The organism is Reyranella massiliensis 521, from assembly GCF_000312425.1.
GTDB lineage: Bacteria > Pseudomonadota > Alphaproteobacteria > Reyranellales > Reyranellaceae > Reyranella > Reyranella massiliensis.
Map to the genome: position 1 here is coordinate 4,745,621 of NZ_HE997181.1, position 16,338 is coordinate 4,761,958.

Below are 16,338 nucleotides of genomic sequence, written 5' to 3' on the forward strand. Positions count from 1 at the left end.
AGATGCGTGGCGCCACGGCAACGCCCAAGGGCCTGGGCTGGCTGCTGCTGCCGGCGGTGCTGGTCCTCGCCCTCTTCCTGGGAGCGGTGGCGCTCCTCTTCCTGCACGCCTTCTGGACCAAGGACGGGTTCTCTCTCGCCTACTTCAAGCAGATCCTCGATCGCGCCGACTATCACGAAGTCTTCCTGCGCACCGTGTCGATCGCGGCCATCGTGTCGCTCGCCTCGGCATTGCTGGCCTATCCCATCGCCTGGCTGCTCTGGCGTCTTCCCAAGTGGCGCAACCTTCTGCTGGTCGTGGTGCTGGTGCCGTGGCTGGTCAGCCTGGTCGTGCGCACTTATGGCTGGCTGGTCATCCTCGGACCCAAGGGCTTCCTCAACGAGGCGCTGCGCTGGGCCGGTGTCATCGAGTCACCGCTGCCGCTGATCTTCAACGATCTCGGCGTGGTGATCGGCCTCACCCATGTACTGATGCCGTTCTCCGTGATCGCCACTTTGTCGGTGCTGCTGCAGATCGACAACCGGCTGGAGGAGGCCAGCGAATCGCTGGGCGCCGGCGCGTTCGAAACCTGGCGCCGGGTCGTGCTGCCGCTGTCGCTCCCCGGTGTCTTCACCGGCATCGGCATCACCTTCCTGACCTCGATGGGCGCCATCGTGACGCCGATCCTGCTGGGCGGCATCCGCCAGAAAATGGCCGGCACGCAGATCTATCAAGAGGTCGTCTACAACTTCAACATGAGCAAGGCGTCTGCGTGGGCGCTCTGCCTGCTGATCCTGAGCGCGCTCGGCCTGGTGCTGCTGCGCACCGTGGAAGCCGCGCTCGTACCGAAAGCCGACAAATGAATGCGCCTTTGATCAAGCTCGGCCGGGCGGGCTCCCTGGCGCTGCTGTTCTTCCTGCCGGCGCCCATTGTGGTGATCGGCGCGACCTCTTTCGCTGCGGCCGGCTACCTGCGCTTCCCGCCGGGCGAGCTCAGCTTGCGCTGGTACGCCGAAGCCGCCACCGATCCACGCTGGATCGATTCCTTCCTCACCAGCCTTGGCATTGCCGCCATCGTCGCCGTGACAGTGACGGCCATCGCGTTCGCCGGCGCCTATGCCTGCCACCGGCTGAAGCCGCGCTGGCTGGCAACCTTCGAGCTCATCGTCATGTCGCCGCTGTTCTTCCCGCATGCCGCGCTGGGTGTCGCGCTGGTGAACGTGCTGGCGCTCAGCGGCCATCTCGGCACGGCAGGCGGCATCGTCGTCGCCCATGTCGTCTGTACGCTCCCCTTTGCCTGGCGGCCGATCATGGTCGCCCTGCAGCGGATCGACAGCGAGATCGTCGAGGCCGCCTCGCTGCTGGGCGCCGACGAGCGCCGCATCGCGCTTGGCATCGCCCTGCCGCTGGCCCGGTCAGGCATCGTCACGGCGCTGCTCTTCTCCTTCATCATCTCGTTCGACGAGGTGACGGTGACGATGTTCCTCACCGGGCCGCAGGTCACGACCCTGCCGGTGCAGATCTACGCCTTCATCCAGGAGAACGCGTCGCCGCTGCTGGCGGCGATCTCGACGGTGACGGTCGCGGTGACGCTGCTGGTCGTGATGCTGCTGGAACGGCTGATCGGGCTCGAATTCTTCGTGGCGCATGATCCGGCCTAAGCGATCAGGCCCACCCTTTCGCCTTCAGATGTGCCCGCATGGTGTCGAGAAAAGCGTCGGCCAGGCGCGACGGCTTTCGGTAGCGCGGCCGCATGGCGCGGAACAGGTAGCGGATCCTGGGCTCGAAAGGCACGACGGCAATGCCTTCGTTGAGATAATCGCGCGCCGTGAAGGGCTCGACGATAGAGACGCCGAGCCCACGGGCCGCCAGCGCACAGGCATCAGCCGAGGAATAGACGTCGATCTGCAAACGCCGTTCGATCCGTTCCTGCTCGAACACCGCGTCGATCAGATGGCGCATGCGGCCATCGAGCGGAAAGGACAGGAAGCGCTCGCCGCGCAGGTCGGCCGGCCGGATCACCTTACGTCGCGCCAACCGATGGTCGCCCGGCAGCACGCAGACCGCGGTGGCGCGGCTCAGTTCTTCGGTGACCATCGAAGGATGCTCGAACGGCATCATGGAGAAGCCCAGGTCGATCTGCTGGTCGATCATCTTCTGGTTGATGTAGGTCGAACTGCGAACGTGAAAGCCGATATGCGCCTTGGCATGACGCTTCATGAAGGTCGCCAGAACGTCGGGCAGGACGGAGCGGCCGAACGCCGGCGTCGAATAGATCAGGAGGTCGCCGACCTGGCGCTCGCGGATCTCGCGCGCCACCTCGGTCACCCGTTCGAGGCTGTGATAGAGGCGCGTCACCTCGGCTTCGAGCAGGCGTGCCTCGCTGGTCGGCGCCAGCCGCCGCTTGATGCGCGTGAACAGCGGATAGCCGATCTCATGCTCCAGCCCGGCGAGGATCTTGCTCACTGCGGGCTGCGATACGCCCAGCCGTTCGGCCGCCGCCGTCACCGTGCCGTGGGACATGATCGCCCGGAAGGCTTCGAGCTGGCGCGACGTGATCATCATAACTCCAGGGAATTTGAGTCCGCCGACAATGACTTTGACCCTGTAGGGCGACAAGCCAAAAGTCCACTGCATCGACATTTCAGACAAGGGCGTATTCATGCCTTCCATTGATCAGTCAATCTTCAGCAGCGACTTCAAGGAGGAGCCCTACTGGTGGGGGGCGTTCCGTCCGCAGGCCATACCGACGTCGGCGCTGCCGGCGAAAACCGATGTCGTGGTCGTCGGTGGCGGCTACGCGGGGCTTGCCACGGCACGCGCCTTGGCCGATGGCGGCGTGCAGAGCCTGGTGCTGGAAGCCGATGAATTCGGCGCGGGCGCGTCGACGCGCAGCGGCGGCGCGTTGAGCGCCGGCCTTTCGATCGGCAAGAGCTTTACTGGCCGAACGCTCGACTATGCCCCCGAGCTGGTGCGCGACGTCGTGGGCTGGGCGATCGATGCCTATCGCGGACTGATCGATCTCGTCGAGCAGGAGAAGATCGACTGCTATCTGGAACAGCGCGGCCGCTTCCTCGGCGCCTGCGCCGCCTCGCACTATGAAGGTCTGCGCACGCGCTTCGAGAAGCTGCGCTCGGGCGGCGCCACGGACTGCAAGCTGATCAGTCGCGAGGAGCAGCGCCAGGAGATCGGCAGCGACTTCTATCACGGCGGCATGGTCTTCGAGACTGCGGGCAAGCTGCATCCCGCCTTGTTCTATGGCGGGCTGCTCGCGGCGGCGCGGCGGCGCAATTCGATCACCCTGGCCGGAGGCTGCCGCGCCACCGGCCTCAGCCGCGACGGCGAGGGCTGGCGGGTCAAGACCGAGGCGGGCGAAGTCCGCGCACGCCATGTCGTGGTCGCGACCAACGGCTATACGGGCGGCCTGACGCCGACCTTGCAGCGCCGGCTCGTTCCAATCGCCAGCCACATCATCGCCACCGAGGAACTGCCGCCGGGGCTCGCCGCGAAGATCTGCCCCAAGGGACGGACCTTCTCTGAGACGCGCCGCGTGCTGCACTATTACCGGCTCTCGCCCGACGGCAAGCGCGTGATCTTCGGTGGCCGCGCCCGCTTCACCGAGATTCCCGGCGAACTCCGAGCTCAGCTCCTGCATCGGGCCCTGGTCGAGCGCCTACCCGAACTCGCAGGCACCAAGGTGACGCACACCTGGCAGGGCAATGTCGCCTTCACCTACGACGCCCTGCCCCATGCGGGCGAACTCGACGGGCTGCACTTCGTGGTGGGCTGCAACGGCTCGGGCGTGTCGATGATGCCGTTCCTGGGCGACGCCATCGGCAGGTCGATCGCCGGCCGTCTGCGCGGGAAACTGCCCTTCGCCGATGCTGCGTTGCCGCCGATTCCGCTCTACTCCGGCAAGCCCTGGTTCCTGCCGGTGATCGGCGGCGCCTTCCGGGCAATGGATTATTTCGACGAGAAAATCAGATGAGCGCCACCTTCTTCTCAGCCACCTACCGCGAAGCGCGACAACGCTTTCTCGAGGCGGCCCGCAAGGCAGGCGCCGCCGTCGATGCGCACGTACATCCACTGACGGGCGCCGAGGGCGAGGAGATCGGCACCGACACCGCGTTGCTGGGCGCCGCCGACGCCGACAAGCTGTTCATCGTGAGTTCCGGCACGCACGGACCCGAAGGCTTCTCGGGATCGGCCTGCCAGCTCGCGCTGCTGAACGACGAGCTTGCCTGCCGTGCCACCGATCGCGGCATCGCTCTGCTCTTGATCCATGCGGTCAATCCGTTCGGCTTCTCGCATCTGAAGCGGACCAACGAAGACAACATCGATCTCAACCGTAATTTCAACGACTTCTCGACACCCTATCCCGACAATCCGGTCTACGAGGAGATCCACGATCTGCTGGTCCCCGCCGCCTGGCCACCGAGTGCGGAGAACGAGAACCAGCTCGCCGCCGCCATGGCACGTCTCGTCGGTCGACGCGCACCGGGAATTTCCAGCGGGCAGGCCAGGCATCCTGACGGCCTTTTCTACAGCGGCACGGGGCCAGCCTGGAGCAACCGCACCATCCGCAGGATCGTACGCAAGCACGGCGCCAACTGCCGACACATTGCCTGGATCGACGTGCATACCGGGCTCGGCCCTTACGGCCATGGCGAGAAGATCTTTGGCCACCATTCCGACGCGACACTCGCCCGTGCGCTTGCCTGGTGGGGCAGCGACCTGATCGTCAGCACGGCCACCGAGTCGGTCTCGCCGCGCACCACGGGTCACATCACAGGTTGCGCGCCCGAAGAATGCCCCGGCGTCGCGATCACCCCCTCGACTCTCGAATACGGCACCCTGCCCTCGCCGCAGGTGCGGCGCGCGTTGCGTGGCGAAGCCTGGCTCGCCGGCCACCCCGATGCGCCGGCCGCGGTCTCAGCAGAAATCCGCCGCGCCGTACGCGATGCCTTCTACGTCGATGCCGACGACTGGAAGGGGATGATCCTCGGCCAGTTTCGCGCCTTTGCCCTGCAAACGATCAACGGCCTCGCGGCCGAACAATAACGAGGGGAAATACAATGAAGCTACGCTCTCTGCTTGGTGCACTTGCCGGCCTGCTGCTTGCCGCGCCCGTGGCCGCGCAATCGACGCTCAAGATCGTGATGCACTCCGACCTCAAGGTCCTCGATCCGATCTGGGCGTCGGCGCAGATCAGCCGCACGCACGGCTACATGGTCTACGATACGCTGTTCGGCCTCGATGGCGATCTCAAGCCGCAGCCACAGATGGTCGGCGCCTGGACCGTCGATCCTGCGGGTCTGGTCTACAGCTTCACCTTGCGCGATGGCCTTGCCTGGCACGACGGCGCGCCGGTGACGGCCGAGGACTGCGTCGCCTCGCTGAAGCGCTGGGGCAGCCGGGACGTGATGGGCATCAAGCTGATGGCGCATGTAAAGGAGCTTTCCGCACCGGACGCCAAGACGATCCGGATGGAACTGAGCCAGCCCTATGGGCTGGTGCTCGACTCGCTCGCCAAGCCCGCCGGCATCGTGCCGTTCATGATGCCCAAGCGCATCGCCGAAGCGCCTGCCACGCAACAGATCAAGGACCCCACCGGCTCGGGCCCCTTCATCTTTAAGGCCGACGAATGGCGGCCTGGCGACAAGGTCGTCTATGTGAAGAATCCGAAGTATGTCCCGCGGACCGAGCCGCCTGCGAACTTCGCTGGCGGCAAGGTCGTCAAGCTCGACCGGATCGAATGGACGTCGATTGCCGATCCGCAGACTGCGGTGAATGCCCTGGAGAATGGCGAAGTCGATGCGCTCGAATCGGTGGCACACGACCTGCTGCCGCTGATCGAGAAGCGCAAGGGCATCGACGTCCAGCGCGGCGCCTATGCCAGCCAGTATGCGCTCCGGCCCAACTGGCTCCATCCCCCGTTCAACGATCCGCGGATGCGCCTCGCGCTGGGCTATGCGATCGACCAGAAAGGCTATCTGGAAGCGGCCGTCGGTGACCCGAAGTATTGGCGCCTCTGCAAGACCTACTTCGGCTGCGGCACGCCCCTCGCATCCGAGGCCGGCACCAATGGCCTGCTCGAAGGCAATGTCGGCAAGGCCAAGGCGTTGCTCAAGGAAGCGGGCTACGACGGACGCCCGATCGTGCTGCTGCAGGTGAGCGATCTCGCCTCGCTCGCCAACCTCGCACCCGTCGCCAAGGCGCAGCTCGAGCGGGTTGGCTTCAAGGTCGACATGCGGCCGGCCGATTGGCAGACCCATCTCGCCCGCGTGATGCGCAAGGAGCCGCCTGAGGATCGTGGCTGGAACGTCACGCTTTCCAGCACCGGCGTACTCGACGTGGTGAACCCGGTCACGTCTCTGTTCCTCAACTCGGCGTGCGACAAGGCATCGGCCGGTTGGTCATGCGACGCCAAGATCGAGGAATTGCGCAACGCCTTTGCTCTCGAACCCGATGCTGCCAAGCGCAAGGCCATCGCCGAGCAGATCCAGGCGCGTGCTATGGAACTCGGCACGCACTACCCGCTGGGGGAATGGTACAGCGCCTCGGCCGTCAGCTCGCGCACCAAGGGTTGGCTTCGCCCGCCGTCGACCACGGCCTTCTGGAACGTGGAAGTAGCGAAGCGCTGAGCGTCAGCGCCGCAGGAAGAACTGGATCGGCACGACGATCTCCAGGCTTTCGCCCGGTTGATCGGAGGGCAATGGCGGCAGGGGCTGCGCCCGTTGCAACAGCTCCAGCCCTTCGCGGTCGAGCGCGCCGATTCCGGAAGCGCGTTCGATCCGGGCGGCGAGCACGCGACCGTCGCGGCTCATGGTGAAGCGCACGTAGGTGACGCCTTCCTGACGCGCGCGTTGCGCCTCGGAGGGATAACGCTTGTGGCGCTCAAGGTGGCGCAGCAGCAGCCCCTGCCAGGTCGGCAATGCAGCCGAAGGAGGCGCCGGAGTAGCGCCGGCCTGCGGTGCCGCAGCGACCGCCGCCTGCTGGGGCGCGGCTGGCGATGCCGCGGCCTTGGGCTGCGGCGGCTTCTTCTCAACCTTCTTTTCCGGCGGCTTGGGCTTTGGTGGCGGTGGCGGCTTCAAGTCGAGCGGCGGCGGCGGCTCGGGATCGGGCAGCGTCACCTCGGCCATCACCGGCGGCGGCATCTCGACCGGCGGCGGCGGCTCGGGATCGGGCAGCATTTCGCTGAGATCGGGGCCCGGCGGCGCCTCCTTGGGCACGACTCCCGGCGCCGCGGGCAGCGGCGCCATCTCCACCATCACGGCTGCCGACGGCGGGGCGAACGGCGCTTCCGGATGCGACCAGCCGAGCGCAATGCCGACTGCGCCGGCATGCAGGGTCAGCACAACGGCAAACGAGCACCCCCAGCGCAGGCCTTCCCTCATTGCTCCAGCCCGACCAGGGCCACCTTGAGATAGCCGGCCCCGCGCAGGATGTTCATCGCCTGCATCAGCTCGCCGTAGGGCACGGTCTTGTCGGCGCGCAGAAAGATGCGCTCGTCCTTCTTTCCGCCGGTCGCTTCGTCCAGCGCCTGGGCCAGCGTCTCCCGGGTCGCCGGCTGTTCCTTCAGCACGAAGGAGAGATCGGCTTTCAAGGTGAGATAGAGCGGCGTGTCCGGCTTCGGCTGACGCTCGGCCGTCGAGACCGGCAGATCGACCGGCACGTCGACCGTGGCGAGCGGCGCCGCCACCATGAAGATGATCAGCAGCACCAGCATGACGTCGATGAAGGGCGTGACGTTGATCTCGTGGTTCTCGGCGAGGTCGTCGGACCCGTGATCCAGCTTGACCGACATCTACTTCGCCCCCGACTTGCCAAGGTCCCGCGACACGAGACGGAGAACGGCCGCCGACGTGTCACCCACCAGGGCGCGGTACGCCGCGATGCGCCGGGAAAAGTGGTTGTAGATCACGACCGCCGGAATGGCGGCCGCCAGCCCCAGCGCCGTCGCCAGCAGTGCTTCCGCGATGCCGGGCGCCACGACGGCGAGATTCGTCGTCTGCGATTTCGAGATGCCGATGAAGGAGTTCATGATTCCCCAGACCGTACCGAACAGACCCACGAAGGGCGCGGTCGCGCCGATGGTGGCCAAAACGCCGGTCCCTTTGAGCATGCGGCGGCCCGTCGCCGCTTCGAGCCGTTCCAGCCGCGACGCGATTCGTTCCTTCAGGCCGTCGCGGTCGTTGTCGTTGTCGACGCTGAGCTGGCGCTCCGCCAGTGCCGCGGCAACGAGATCGTTGGCAGGCGCGGCATCGAGCGACGGCGCATTGTCGATCGCGGCAAGAGCCTGCGTCTGTCGCCGTTGCGCGGCCGCAAGCTCGAGGCTCTTGGCGAGGAACACCGTCCAGGTCAGCACCGAGGCCACAACCAGACCGACCATCACCGCCTGCACCACCCAGTCGGCCGCGAGGAACATGCCCAGAACCGAAAGGTCGCGCGGCAGCACCGCCGCGGCGGCAGGACCGGGAGCAGCCGCGGGCGACATAGCCGTTTGGGCCAGGGCGAGCGCCGGCAGGAAGGCCAGAAAGGCAAGCAAACGAGAAACGCGCATGTGATGAAGCCAGCCTCGGAGATGATGGAAGAGGTGCGCCAACGGACGCAGCCACCGGGCACGCCGTGCGAGCATACAGACCACGGCTACGGCACCAATGCCAGGCATCGTAGCCCAACGCATCGTAGCCCAGGGCAGCGAGCCGGGGCCCGCGCCCTCATGTCCCACCGCCAGGACCATCGCCTCGATGCGCATGTGCTCGCCGATCGAGGCCGCGCAACCGGCGGAAGACTAGGCCATTGTCGGGTCGATCAGACGGTGCATGGCGGTCGCCAGCAGGCGCGGCGTGGCGGCGTCCTGCAGCGTGAACGGCCCCGGATCGATCAGGATCATATTGTTCAGGGTGCCGTACATGATCTGGAAGGCGAACCGGATCCGCTGCTCGAGGTCAGCCGTCGACCGACCGCCGAGCAAATCCACGATGAGAGGCAGGGCATAGTCGACCTGTATCTGGCCAAGCTCCCGCATCGGCGTCCAGCTTCCGAGGTCGCTGCCGGCCCGGCGCAGCGACGCGCGGACGAGACCGTGATGGCGCTTCAGCCAGACGACGCCGCCCCGGCTGATCCAGTTCAGGAGCTGCGCCAGGTCGCTCCGCGGTACCCGGTCCGAGCTGTAGCGCGCCGCCAGTTCGCGCCGGCGATCCTCGACCACCAGCCGCTGCAGCGTATCGACGAAAGCGTCCTTGCTGTCGAAGCGGGCATAGAAGGAGCCGACCGTCGTGTCGCAGCGGGCGCACAGTGCCTCGATCGACAGACCGTCGAAGTCGTGCTCCTCCAGGAGCGCCAAGCCCTCGTTCATCAGCCTGACGACCAGCGCGCGGCTGCGCTGCTGCTGCGTCGGCTTCAGACCCGGCACGTTTGCTTCAGCAATGAGCTGCTCGTCCAGCATCCCCGGAACCCCACCCTTGCGTTGGACGCACTTGCCAGACAATCAAAACTAGAATTATAATTCTAATTATAAGAATTCCTTCGGAGGAAAGCAAATGCGCAATTCCCATTTCGACGTGCGTCCGACATCCGGCGCACTGGGTGCGGAGATCCTGGGCGTCGATCTCGCCCAGCCTTTGTCATCGTCGCAGGCCGACGAAATCCGCGGCGCCCTCGCCGAGCATGGCGTGATCTTCTTCCGCGACCAGAAGCTGACCCCCGAGCAGCACATCGCCTTCGCCGGAAGCATCGCGCCGATCAATATCAACCGCTTCTTCAAGGCGGTGCCGGACCATCCCGAGATCGCCGAGGTCCGCAAGGAGCCCGACCAGACCCGGAACATCGGCGGCGGCTGGCACACCGACCACAGCTACGACGAGGTACCGGCGCTGGGGTCGATCCTGCTGGCGCGCGAAGTGCCGCCGCGCGGCGGCGATACCATGTTCGCCAGCATGTCGCTGGCCTACGAGGCGCTGTCGGACGGTCTGAAGCGCACGCTGGAGGGGCTGCGCGCCGTGCATTCGAGCCGGCATGTGTTCGGCGCGACCGCCCAATATGCACGCGACACGGTGGGCCGCATCGGCAATGCCGAACTCGCGACACAGGATGCCGTCCACCCCGTCGTGATCCAGCACCCCTTGAGCAAGCGCAAGACCCTCTACGTCAATCCGGGGTTCACGACGCATTTCGAGGGCTGGACGGCGCAGGAGAGCAAGCCGCTGCTCGACTATCTCTACACGCACGCCTCGCAGCCTCAGTTCCAGACGCGCTTCCAGTGGCGCGAAGGCTCGATTGCCTTCTGGGACAATCGAGCCACCTGGCATCTCGCCATCAACGACTATCAGGGCGAGCGGCGCCTGATGCACCGCATTACGCTGGACGGCGTTCCCCTCGTCTGAGGGGAACGGCTCTAGTTCCTCATTTCTTCTGGGCGCCCGGCAGGAAATCGTCGAGCGGCACACCGAAGCTGTTCAGCGCCCAGGAGACGAGATTGTACTGTCCGACGGTGAAGACGGCATCCATGAGCTGCTCCGTCGAATAGGTCTTCGAGAGCGTGGCCCAGGTCGCATCGGAGGCGACGGAGTTTTCGTAGAGATCGTCGGCGAGCTGCATCAGTGTCGCCTCGTGCTCGTTCCAGCCCTTGGCCTTCGGGCCTTCTTTGATGTTCGCAACATCGGCGTCACTCAGGCCGCCGCGCTTGGCGATCAGCTCGTGCTGGGCGAATTCGTACTCGGCCTGGTTCAGCCAGCCGATGCGCAGGATCAGCAGCTCGCGGTCGCGGAACGGCAGTGTCTGCTTGGAGAGGATGTGGCCCGCGAACGGCGTCCAGCGCTTGGTGAGGTTGGGGTGGTGCGCCAACACCTTGAAGATGTTGAACACCTGCCCGTTCATGGCGTTCTTTTCGACGGCCTCGCGTTCCTCCGGCTTCATGGTCGCGAGGTCACGCAGAGGGATTCGCTGCTTGCGCTTGATCACCGTGTCATTCTCCTTGCAGGTCTCGGCTTGGCTAGCGTTCCGGACTAACGCCACGCCGTTCGACCGACAAGGCGAAAGACGTTACTCGGCGCGCGGACTTTCGCGCGGCGGCTTCAACCGCGCTGCGGCAAGCTTAGCCTGACCTGGAGTGCTGAACTGCGCACCGTCCATCTCGAAGAAAGGACGCGCGTAAGCATGGAAGCGGAAAGCGTTTCCTTCCTTCAGGACGATGCCCGCAGGTTGACCCCAGATTTCGACGACGAAGGGTTCGGGCATGGCACGGTCTCCCTTGGGGTTTCAGTCGGGGCTGAAGTATCTGTGGCCACTCCCACATGGTGTCGACAGCGCGCCATGGCAATGGCCGATGCTGCCAAACCTGCGGTGAGAGACAGCAGACCCTTCGCGTACGGCATCAATATGGCGATGCTCTTTTCCATGCTGGCGATACGGCCAAACGAAGAAGACAATGACAGATCGATGACGTGCGTCGTCGTGCCAGGGGGACCATGAAGCTGACACGTTCTGCGCTACTGAGCCTCGCTGGGACCAGCGTGCTTGCCGGCCGTCACGTTGCGGCCCAACCATCCGTCCAGATGAATCGACGCAAGATTCTCTCTTCAGGTGAACTGCTGCCCGTCGTCGGCGTCGGCACCTGGCGCACTTTCGACGTCGGCGGCAAACCCGAGGATCGCGCGCCGGTCGCCGACGTGCTGCGCCTCCTGTTCGAGGCCGGCGGTTCGGTGATCGATACATCGCCGATGTACGGCTCGGCCGAGGCCGTGGTCGGCAGCTTGCTGGCCGCCTCCGGCTCCCGCAGCAAAGCTTTCATTGCCACCAAGGTCTGGACCAACGGCCGCGACAACGGCATCGCCCAGATGCAGGCCTCGATGCGTCTGCTGCGCACCGACCGCATCGATCTGATGCAAGTCCACAACCTCGTGGACTGGCGCGCCCACCTGCCGACGTTGCAGGCCTGGAAAGCGGACGGCCGCATCCGCTATCTCGGCATCACGCACTATACGCAAAGTGCACACGACGAGTTGGAGCGCGTGATGCGCGCCGAGAAATGGGACTTCGTGCAGTTGAACTACGCGCTCGACGACCGGGCAGTGGAGCAGCGCCTGCTGCCGCTGGCTGCGGAGCGCGGCATCGCGGTGATCGTCAACCAGCCCTTTGGCGGCGGCGGCCTCCTGCGCAAGCTCTCCTCGCGCAAGCTTCCGGACTGGGCGGCCGAGATCGGCGTCACGAGCTGGGCCCAGCTCCTGCTCAAGTTCGTGCTGGCCAACCGGGCGGTGACCTGCGTGATTCCGGGCACCGGCAAGCCCGAACACATGAAGGACAACTTGCAGGCCGGCTTCGGCACCTATCCCGATGCAGCCCTGCTGAAGCGCATGGCGGCGGAGATCGCGATCTAGAACGGTAGCTCTGCTTCGATCCACGCCGTCGCCGACTTGTGCGTCGGCTGCCAGCCCAGTTCGCTGCGCGCGCGCTTGCCACGGACACGGCTGTTGGAACCGAAGGTGTAGGCGGCGCTGCTTTCGCCCAGTTCCTTGACAGCGTCGGCGAAAGGCCAGACCTGCGGGGCGGCGAGACCGAGACGCCTAGCGATCGAGACGCAGATGTCGCGATAGGACGCCTCGCCATTCTCCACGAAGTAGAAAGCACCGGCCGGCGCCTTGGCGAGTGCGAGGCTGTAGAGGTCCGCCATGTCCTCGACATGGACATTCGACCAGATGTTCAGGCCCTGGCCGACATGGCGCACGATGCCCGTCTTGCGCGCCCGCGCGGCAAGGCCGGGGATCTGCGCACTGTCGCGCGCCAGGCCAAGGCCGTTGCCGTAGATCATGGTGTTGCACAGCACGACCGAGCGCACGCCGCGCTGGCTCGCCTCGCGGATCGCCCGGTCGATGGCGACGCGCGCCGCCTTGCCCGGCACGGGATCGAGCGGCGACTCCTCGTCGTAGATACGATCCGACGCCCTGTCGCCATGCGCCTCGTCGGCCACGATGCTGGAGCCGCTGGTGTGCAGGAACGGCTTGTTCGACCCGGCGAGCCCTTCGATCAGGGCCTCGATGGCGCCGCGATGGTCACTGTTCGCGGTATTGACCACGGCGTCGGCGCGGCGCGCCTCGGCCGTGAGGGTCGCCGCATCGTCGAGACCTCCCGCCACCGGCTCGATGCCCAGCGCAGCAAGGCGCCTGCCCTTCTCCGCATCGCGCACCAGACCGCGCAGCTTGTGGCCCTCCCGCAGGAGACGATGGGCCACTGTGCCGCCGATATAGCCGGTGGCGCCGGTGAGGAAGATGTTCACGGGCAGCCCATTTCCTTCAACCGTCCCACGGCTTCGCGAACCGGACCGTCGAGCCCTTCGCCACCAGCCTCCAGGTGCGCGACGATAGCCGCCCGCATGCGCGGGTCCCAGAACTTCCGCAAATGATCGGCAATGGCCGCGGCCGGGTCGCCCCGACGCTGCGGCACGAAGAACTGGCCGATCTGGTTGGCCATGGTCACCAGCCGCTCGTTCGTGCTCGTGGCCGACATCGCTTCTACTCCGCCGCGACCTTGGAGATCCGCCGGCTGCGACCTGTCTGCGCCGCGTAGTCGCGCTGCCACTCGCTGGGGCCGTTGGAAGGCGAGACCTGCACGGCCGTGACCTTGTACTCCGGACAATTGGTCGCCCAGTCGGAGAACTCCGTGGTCACGACATTGGTCTGCGTGTCGGGATGATGGAAGGTCGTGTAGACGACGCCCGGCGCCACGCGATCGGTGAGATGGGCGCGCAAGGTCGTACCGCCGACGCGACTGTCGAGCTTCACCCAGTCGCCGTCGCGGACGCCGCGCTGTTCGGCATCGTGCGGATGGATCTCCAGCACATCCTCGCCATGCCAGACCGTATTGTCGGTGCGCCGCGTCTGGGCACCGACATTGTATTGCGAAAGGATGCGGCCCGTGGTGAGCAGCAGCGGGAAGCGTGGGCCGGTGCGCTCGTCCGTCGGCACATACTCGGTGATCATGAAGTTACCCTTGCCGCGGACGAAGCCGCCGATATGCATCACCGGCGTGCCGAGCGGCGCCTTCTCGTTGCACGGCCACTGGACCGAGCCCACTTCGTCGAGCAGGGCATAGGAGACACCGGCGAAGCTCGGCGTCAGGCGCGCGATCTCGTCCATGATCTCCGACGGGTGCGCGTAGGGCATCTCGAAGCCCATGGCCTTGGAGATGGCCAGGGTGATTTCCCAGTCGGCCAGGCCGTTCCTGGGCGTCATCACGCGGCGCACGCGGTTGATACGGCGCTCGGCGTTGGTGAAGGTTCCATCCTTTTCGAGGAAGGTCGAGCCCGGCAGGAAGACATGGGCATAGTTCGCCGTCTCGTTCAGGAACAGATCCTGGACCACGACGCATTCCATCGCTCTGAGCGCGGCCGCGACGTGGGTCGTGTTGGGATCGGACTGCAGGATGTCCTCGCCCTGCACGTAGAGGCCCTTGAAGCTGCCCTCGATCGCCGCATCGAACATGTTGGGAATGCGCAGCCCGGGCTCGGCATCGAGCGAGCGGCCCCACATCTCCTCGAACATGGCACGGGTCGCATCGTCCGAAATGTGGCGATAGCCGCTGAGCTCATGCGGGAACGAGCCCATGTCGCAGGAGCCCTGGACGTTGTTCTGGCCGCGCAGCGGGTTCACGCCGACGCCCGGCCGGCCGAGATTGCCGGTCACCATCGCCAGGTTGGCGATGGCCATGACCGCGGTCGTGCCTTGGCTGTGCTCGGTAACGCCGAGGCCATAATAGATCGCGCTGTTGGGGCCGGCAGCGTAAAGCCGCGCAGCGCCGCGGATCTCCTCGGGCGAGACGCCGGCCATCAGGCCGACTGCCTCGGGGCTGTTGCGCTTCTCGGCCACGAAGGCCGCCCAATACTCGAAGGCATCGCGATCGCAGAAGGAATGCACGAAGGCTTCGTCGACCAGACCTTCGGTGACGATGACATGGGCCAGCGCATTCAGGATCGCGGCATTGGTGCCCGGCCGCAGCGGCAGATGATAATCCGCCTCGACATGCGGCATGCGCACGAGATCGATGCGGCGCGGATCGATCACGATCAGCCGCGCGCCCTGGCGCAGGCGCTTCTTCATGCGGGAGGCGAAGACCGGGTGCGCATCGGTCGGGTTGGCCCCGATCACCAGGATCACGTCGGCCTGCTCGACGGAATCGAAGTCCTGCGTGCCGGCGGACGTGCCGAAAGCGGTCCTGAGACCGAAGCCGGTCGGTGAGTGACAGACACGGGCACAGGTATCGACATTGTTGTTGCCGAAGCCGCCGCGCACCAGCTTCTGCACCAGGTAGGTTTCCTCGTTCGTGCAGCGCGAGGAGGTGATGCCGCCGACCGCCAGGCGTCCATGCTTGTCCTGCAGGCGCTTGAACTCCGATGCGACCCGGCCGATCGCCTCGTCCCAGCTCACTTCGCGCCACGGCTGATCGATGCTCTCGCGCACCATCGGCTTCAGGATGCGCTCGCGGTGATTAGCATAGCCCCAGGCGAAGCGGCCTTTGACGCAGGAGTGGCCGCGATTGGCCTTGCCGTCCTTGTAGGGAACCATGCGCACCAGCTCCGCGCCGCGCATCTCGGCCTTGAAGCTGCAGCCGACACCGCAATAGGCACAGGTCGTGACGACCGAATGCTCCGGCAGGCCGATGTCGATCACGCTCTTTTCCGACAGCGTCGCGGTCGGGCAAGCCTGGACGCAGGCCCCGCAGGAGACACACTCGGAACTCAGGAAATTGTCGGTTGCCGCGCCGGGCGAAACCTTGGAGTCAAAGCCGCGGCCTTCGATGGTCAGTGCAAAGGTGCCCTGCACCTCTTCGCAGGCGCGCACGCAGCGGGAGCAGACGATGCACTTGGACGGATCGAACGTGAAATACGGGTTCGATTCGTCCTTCGTCTGTTGGATGTGGTTCTCGCCATCGTAGCCGTAACGCACCTCGCGCAGGCCGACGGCACCCGCCATGTCCTGCAGTTCGCAATCGCCGTTGGCGGCGCAAGTCAGGCAGTCGAGCGGATGATCGGAGATATAGAGTTCCATCACCCCGCGCCGGACCTGCTTCAGGCGCTCGGTCTGGGTCGACACGACCATGCCTGCCGCCACCGGCGTGGTGCACGAGGCGGGCGTGCCGGCGCGGCCGACGATCTCCACGAGACAGAGGCGGCAGGAGCCAAACGCTTCAACGGAGTCGGTGGCGCAGAGCTTGGGCACCTGGATGCCCGCCTCGACGGCAGCGCGCATGATCGACGTGCCGGCCGGCACGGTGACGGCGTGGCCGTCGATGGTGAGATTTACCTTTTCTTCCGCTCGACTCGGCGGCGTGCCGTAGTCGATTTCGTGAACGAGGGACATGACGG

The 16,338-nt window shown here is 65.8% G+C and carries 17 protein-coding genes; 7 read left to right on the top strand and 10 right to left on the bottom strand.

Annotated elements, in window-relative coordinates; genetic code table 11:
- The first annotated feature begins 2 nt into the window (after nucleotides 1-2).
- Nucleotides 3-842 (top strand): ABC transporter permease, encoded by an 840-nt coding sequence (locus tag BN60_RS23220; protein ID WP_020698562.1) that lies wholly within the window; start codon nucleotides 3-5, stop codon nucleotides 840-842.
- Nucleotides 839-1,639 carry an ABC transporter permease gene (locus BN60_RS23225; protein ID WP_020698563.1) on the top strand — a complete coding sequence of 267 codons (801 nt, stop codon included), beginning with the start codon at nucleotides 839-841 and terminating at the stop codon, nucleotides 1,637-1,639. Before BN60_RS23220 ends, BN60_RS23225 begins: the two co-directional genes overlap by 4 nt.
- A 4-nt stretch (nucleotides 1,640-1,643) precedes the next feature.
- On the opposite strand, the gene BN60_RS23230 is transcribed toward BN60_RS23225, so the two are convergent.
- Nucleotides 1,644-2,540: a LysR substrate-binding domain-containing protein gene (locus tag BN60_RS23230; RefSeq protein ID WP_043286576.1), complete on the bottom strand. Its 897-nt coding sequence runs from the start codon at nucleotides 2,538-2,540 to the stop codon at nucleotides 1,644-1,646.
- Between the two features lie 100 nt (nucleotides 2,541-2,640).
- Here BN60_RS23230 and BN60_RS23235 point away from each other — a divergent pair, with 100 nt between their 5' ends.
- The 3 genes from BN60_RS23235 to BN60_RS23245 are packed head-to-tail and all read left to right on the top strand — an operon-like array spanning nucleotide 2,641 to nucleotide 6,622.
- Nucleotides 2,641-3,966: an NAD(P)/FAD-dependent oxidoreductase gene (locus tag BN60_RS23235; protein WP_020698565.1), complete on the top strand. Its 1,326-nt coding sequence runs from the start codon at nucleotides 2,641-2,643 to the stop codon at nucleotides 3,964-3,966.
- Complete coding sequence (locus BN60_RS23240; protein ID WP_020698566.1) at nucleotides 3,963-5,039, top strand: M14 family metallopeptidase; 1,077 nt, start codon at nucleotides 3,963-3,965, stop codon at nucleotides 5,037-5,039. The genes BN60_RS23235 and BN60_RS23240 overlap by 4 nt, the downstream gene beginning before the upstream one ends.
- Before the next feature lie 14 nt (nucleotides 5,040-5,053).
- On the top strand, nucleotides 5,054-6,622 hold the full coding sequence (locus tag BN60_RS23245) for an ABC transporter substrate-binding protein (protein ID WP_020698567.1): 1,569 nt from the start codon (nucleotides 5,054-5,056) through the stop codon (nucleotides 6,620-6,622).
- Nucleotides 6,623-6,625: 3 nt separating this feature from the next.
- Here the strand turns inward: BN60_RS23245 and BN60_RS23250 are convergent, their stop codons facing one another.
- The 4 genes from BN60_RS23250 to BN60_RS23265 form a co-directional block, all read right to left on the bottom strand.
- Nucleotides 6,626-7,375, bottom strand: coding sequence for an energy transducer TonB family protein (locus tag BN60_RS23250; RefSeq protein ID WP_020698568.1), 750 nt, complete (start codon nucleotides 7,373-7,375; stop codon nucleotides 6,626-6,628).
- Nucleotides 7,372-7,785 carry a TonB system transport protein ExbD gene (gene exbD, locus BN60_RS23255; protein ID WP_020698569.1) on the bottom strand — a complete coding sequence of 138 codons (414 nt, stop codon included), beginning with the start codon at nucleotides 7,783-7,785 and terminating at the stop codon, nucleotides 7,372-7,374. The genes BN60_RS23250 and exbD overlap by 4 nt, the downstream gene beginning before the upstream one ends.
- Nucleotides 7,786-8,541 carry a tonB-system energizer ExbB gene (gene exbB, locus BN60_RS23260; RefSeq protein WP_051150310.1) on the bottom strand — a complete coding sequence of 252 codons (756 nt, stop codon included), beginning with the start codon at nucleotides 8,539-8,541 and terminating at the stop codon, nucleotides 7,786-7,788. It lies immediately after the preceding gene.
- Nucleotides 8,542-8,772: 231 nt separating this feature from the next.
- On the bottom strand, nucleotides 8,773-9,429 hold the full coding sequence (locus BN60_RS23265) for a TetR/AcrR family transcriptional regulator (protein WP_020698571.1): 657 nt from the start codon (nucleotides 9,427-9,429) through the stop codon (nucleotides 8,773-8,775).
- Between the two features lie 94 nt (nucleotides 9,430-9,523).
- Between BN60_RS23265 and BN60_RS23270 the strand changes: the two genes are divergently transcribed.
- A complete protein-coding gene (locus BN60_RS23270) occupies nucleotides 9,524-10,366 on the top strand; it encodes a TauD/TfdA dioxygenase family protein (protein WP_020698572.1) in 843 nt (280 codons plus the stop codon).
- Between the two features lie 19 nt (nucleotides 10,367-10,385).
- Here BN60_RS23270 and BN60_RS23275 read toward each other — a convergent pair whose 3' ends face one another.
- Together BN60_RS23275 and BN60_RS23280 are read right to left on the bottom strand one after the other, a co-directional pair.
- The gene (locus tag BN60_RS23275) at nucleotides 10,386-10,943 is read right to left on the bottom strand and encodes a carboxymuconolactone decarboxylase family protein (protein WP_020698573.1); all 558 of its coding nucleotides are present in this window, start codon (nucleotides 10,941-10,943) and stop codon (nucleotides 10,386-10,388) included.
- An 81-nt stretch (nucleotides 10,944-11,024) separates the two neighbouring features.
- Nucleotides 11,025-11,219, bottom strand: coding sequence for a hypothetical protein (locus tag BN60_RS23280; RefSeq protein ID WP_020698574.1), 195 nt, complete (start codon nucleotides 11,217-11,219; stop codon nucleotides 11,025-11,027).
- A 317-nt stretch (nucleotides 11,220-11,536) separates the two neighbouring features.
- Between BN60_RS23280 and BN60_RS23285 the strand changes: the two genes are divergently transcribed.
- A complete protein-coding gene (locus BN60_RS23285; protein WP_020698575.1) occupies nucleotides 11,537-12,358 on the top strand; it encodes an aldo/keto reductase in 822 nt (273 codons plus the stop codon).
- Here BN60_RS23285 and BN60_RS23290 read toward each other — a convergent pair.
- From BN60_RS23290 to fdhF, 3 genes are read right to left on the bottom strand one after another with little or no spacing between them, the layout of a single operon-like run.
- Nucleotides 12,355-13,254 (bottom strand): NAD-dependent epimerase/dehydratase family protein, encoded by a 900-nt coding sequence (locus tag BN60_RS23290; RefSeq protein ID WP_020698576.1) that lies wholly within the window; start codon nucleotides 13,252-13,254, stop codon nucleotides 12,355-12,357. The two genes, BN60_RS23285 and BN60_RS23290, sit on opposite strands and share 4 nt — an antisense overlap.
- Entirely contained in the window at nucleotides 13,251-13,484 is a 234-nt protein-coding gene (locus BN60_RS23295) for a formate dehydrogenase subunit delta (protein ID WP_020698577.1), read from the bottom strand. Before BN60_RS23295 ends, BN60_RS23290 begins: the two co-directional genes overlap by 4 nt.
- Nucleotides 13,485-13,489: 5 nt before the next feature.
- Nucleotides 13,490-16,333 (bottom strand): formate dehydrogenase subunit alpha, encoded by a 2,844-nt coding sequence (gene fdhF, locus BN60_RS23300; protein WP_020698578.1) that lies wholly within the window; start codon nucleotides 16,331-16,333, stop codon nucleotides 13,490-13,492.
- Nucleotides 16,334-16,338: the final 5 nt, after the last annotated feature.